Here is a 3,656-nt window from a genome sequence, read left to right as displayed (position 1 = left end):
TTGTTCGGGTGTTGGGTAAAATCGAAACGAATAGGCTTTTTCCATGTCTCACATTTTAGCATATATTTGGTAAATGCGCTAGTATTTAACGGTAAAGCCGTCGTAGAACGACGGGGTTTCAGACCCAAAATTTTCGATGAACAACCGCGGGTGAGCATCGTAGATCGACAAAAATGAGATGCAGCCAGTTCTCGAACTTGTTTAACTCGATGCTGGACGGGAAAATAAGCACAAATCTAACTATACTCATTACAATATAAATATCAACGACCACGATAAAAAACTCTTATGCGGGTAACTCTAAAATCGGCCTTGAGTGACAGTCATATCGATGCTAATCAAAGCAGCAGTCAACGTCAACTGATGCTCTCGATCGCCGCCACCAGTGAACAGATTAACACAAATTTACCGATTAATCTTTGTTTAGTTCTCGATCATAGCGGTTCTATGCAGGGAAAACCCCTAGAAACGGTCAAAAAAGCGGCCTTCAGTTTAATAGAATCCCTCGGGGTTAACGATCGTCTCTCGGTAATAGCTTTCGATCATCGCGCCAAAGTTATTCTTCCCTCCCAATCGCGACAGGATGATCTGACCTTAATTCGCTCAAAAATTCAACAATTACAAGCGGGAGGAGGTACGGCGATCGATGAAGGGATAAAATTAGGTATTCAAGAAAGTTCTACCGGCAGCAAAGGTTATGTGTCTCATATTTTTCTGCTTACCGATGGTGAAAATGAACACGGAGATAATCAACGCTGTTTAAAGTTAGCCGGAGTAGCGGCTGAGTACGGTATCACCTTAAATACCTTCGGTTTTGGCGATCATTGGAATCAAGATATCCTAGAAAAAATTGCCGATATCGCTGGCGGAAGTTTATCTTATATCGAAAGACCCGAACAGGCTTTAATTGAATTTACTCGTCTATTTAACCGTTTGCAATCTGTCCGGTTAACTAACGCTTTCCTGCAATTAGAATTAGATGCTCGGACTCATTTAGCGGAGTTAAAACCCATTGCCCAAGTTGCCCCAGAAACCATAGAAATGACCCTACAAAAAGAGGGCAATTTTTACATCACCCGTTTGGGTGATTTAATGATAGATGAAGAAAAAATTATCCTCCTCAATCTCTATATCGACCAAATTCCCCCCGGTACTCACACTATAGCTCAGGTGAAGATTCGCTACGATGATCCCGCTTCCGGTCAAAAAGGGCTAGAAACTGCGACTATTAGCCTTAATATCGCATCCCAAGCTATCTATCAATCCCAATTAGACGAGCAAGTTCAGAAATCGACTCTGACTTTAGCCAAATATCGTCAAACCCAAATCGCTGAAGAAAAATTAAAACAGGGCGATCGAGCAGCCGCCGCCACCATGCTACAAACCGCAGCCAAAACCGCCTTACAATTGGGAGAAAAAAACGCCGCCACTGTCCTCCAAACTAATGCCACCCGTTTACAGGTGGGAGAAGAATTGAGCGAGGGAGATTTAAAGAAAACCCGCATTATTGCTAAAACAAGACTACAAACCGATGGTTGACATCCTCACCGCCGTAAACGGACGGTGAGGATGTCAACGAGTTTCCCCTAAAACAACAGTATTAACTCGCCGTCGGCGATCGAGCCATTGTTGTAAAATAATCGCCGCCGCTTCCCGATCGATCGCTCCCTTATCCCAAGAGGAAAACTGTTTTTTGGCTTTTAAGAATTCTTCCGCCTCTAGGGACGTGCAACGCTCATCAATGTATTCGAGGGGCAAATCCAAGGCGATCTCTAGTTTCTGGGCGTATTTTTGTACCTGTTTGGCCTGAAATCCTAACTCTCCCGCCATGGTATAGGGCAGTCCCGCTACCAAAATCTTAATATTTCTTTCCTTGACAATTGCCTCAAACTGTGGTATGTCAGCAACAAAGGAAGAACGGATAATCGTGGTTAAACCAGTGGCGATTAAACCTGTGCCGTCACATCCTGCCACTCCTACCCGTTTTTTACCGATATCTAAGCCGAGGGCGGCGACTCTTTCCATCACACTGGATGCCCCTGATCGGGGGGTTCCGAGGGCGGTTTAACTGGGGGAAGTTCCCCCGGACTGTCGAGGGGGTCCAGGGGGGGATTATTGGGCCATTTTAACCAAGACATCCGACTAGGGATGGGAGTGCGCGGCACCGGTTGTAAACCCTGCAGCATTTCTGCTAGGGCGGAATTTTCCGGCTTAGTTTCGCGGATTTTGTGCCATACCGAGCGCGACATCATCAGGGTGTGGGAACTGCGGATTGCTCCCAATTGTTCCAGATATTCCCGTCTTTCGTGCTGATAATCGGCAGATATCAACTCTAGCGAGCGAGGGGGATATTTGCGAGTGATCTGGGCCATCTGGATTAATAACTTAGGATAGAGCCAAGTGTAGGCGGGATGGACAATTAATTTCGCTTGATGGGGTCGCTCATCCCGATTAGATAGAATTAATTCAAAATAACCGATCGCCGCTTTTCGTTGTGGTTCAAAAACGTAACCGCGACTAATTTGCGGACTGCCGCACCAACTTTGACAGCGATAGAGCAAACTATCAACTAAATTGATTTTAAAATCCTGGATATGGCGATCGAATACCTGACGCAGTAGCGGCGGCATAGACACACAATCTAACTGATAAAGCAATTGAGCGTCAGCATTGCTCACGGGCAGTAAATTCGGTAAATCTGGCTCTTGTTTCGCCAATTCCTGTAATAATTGCGGCGGTAAAGACCAATAGGTTAATTCCGCCAAAGGCTGAAAACCGTGTTGCCGGAAAAGTGCCAAACTGTCCTTTTGATTGATATTAACCTCTAACACCCAGGTGCGCGCTTCCCAAACCGTTTCTAGACAATAACGCAGTAATTGCGCCCCGATGCCCTTGGGTTCGCTTAAAGACTCCGCCGGATGCACCCGCACCTGTTCCACCCGCCAAGTGCTGCGACTACTATTAAAAGGGGTGACTTGGATTGCCCCGCGAATTTTCCTTTCTTCTCCCCGATTGGCCATGGACTCGGCCACATAGACATGAAAACGGTGTTGGAGAGGATTAGGAAAAAGACTGAGAATTTTAAACAACCCAAACCAAGGCCGCACCTGTTGCACCTGCGTGCGGAAATTTTGGGCGCGACGATCAATATCCTCATCGAAGTCATCCAGGGTTAAAGCTTCAATGTCTTCCAAATCCCGATATTGTACGGGACGGATCGGGCGATCGCTAAAATCGTCCCCTTGGGGAACAGGAGAAGTGGTCATCGAAAATTTGGGTCTGAAACCCCGTCGTTCTACGACGGCTTTACCGTTAAATATTAGCACATTTACGGAATATATGCTAAAATGCTCCCCATGGAAAAAGCCTATTCGTTTCGATTTTACCCCACACCAGAACAAGAGTCGCTATTGCGGCGCACTTTGGGCTGTGTAAGATTAGTTTACAATAAAGCTCTCCATCTCAGAACAAAAGCATGGTACGAAAAGCAAGAAAGAGTAGGATATGCTGAAACCTCTTCAATGCTAACCGAGTGGAAAAAGCAAGAAGAATTAGACTTTTTAAACGAAGTTAGCTGTGTACCTTTACAACAAGGGTTAAGACACCTACAAACAGCTTTCACTAACTTCTTTGCTGGTCGTACTAAGTATCCTAAC

At 45.6% G+C, this 3,656-nt stretch carries 5 protein-coding genes; 2 read left to right on the top strand and 3 right to left on the bottom strand.

Features of this window, described 5'->3' with window-relative positions; all coding sequences use genetic code 11:
• The coding region (locus tag IM479_RS22470) for a helix-turn-helix domain-containing protein (protein ID WP_353737100.1) at positions 1-45 on the bottom strand (45 nt) is incomplete at its 3' end.
• A gap of 243 nt (positions 46-288) precedes the next feature.
• Between IM479_RS22470 and IM479_RS01560 the strand changes: the two genes are divergently transcribed.
• A complete protein-coding gene (locus tag IM479_RS01560) occupies positions 289-1,539 on the top strand; it encodes a vWA domain-containing protein (RefSeq protein ID WP_287687100.1) in 1,251 nt (416 codons plus the stop codon).
• Between the two features lie 33 nt (positions 1,540-1,572).
• Here IM479_RS01560 and ruvX read toward each other — a convergent pair whose 3' ends face one another.
• Entirely contained in the window at positions 1,573-2,025 is a 453-nt protein-coding gene (gene ruvX, locus IM479_RS01555) for a Holliday junction resolvase RuvX (protein ID WP_287687099.1), read from the bottom strand.
• The gene (locus tag IM479_RS01550; protein WP_287673628.1) at positions 2,025-3,266 is read right to left on the bottom strand and encodes a GNAT family N-acetyltransferase; all 1,242 of its coding nucleotides are present in this window, start codon (positions 3,264-3,266) and stop codon (positions 2,025-2,027) included. Before IM479_RS01550 ends, ruvX begins: the two co-directional genes overlap by 1 nt.
• A gap of 90 nt (positions 3,267-3,356) precedes the next feature.
• Between IM479_RS01550 and IM479_RS01545 the strand changes: the two genes are divergently transcribed.
• The coding region (locus IM479_RS01545) for an RNA-guided endonuclease InsQ/TnpB family protein (protein ID WP_287687098.1) at positions 3,357-3,656 on the top strand (300 nt) is incomplete at its 3' end.

Source organism: Microcystis sp. M165S2 (assembly GCF_020245885.1).
GTDB lineage: Bacteria > Cyanobacteriota > Cyanobacteriia > Cyanobacteriales > Microcystaceae > Microcystis.
This window is presented reverse-complemented; position numbering and strand designations above follow the sequence as displayed.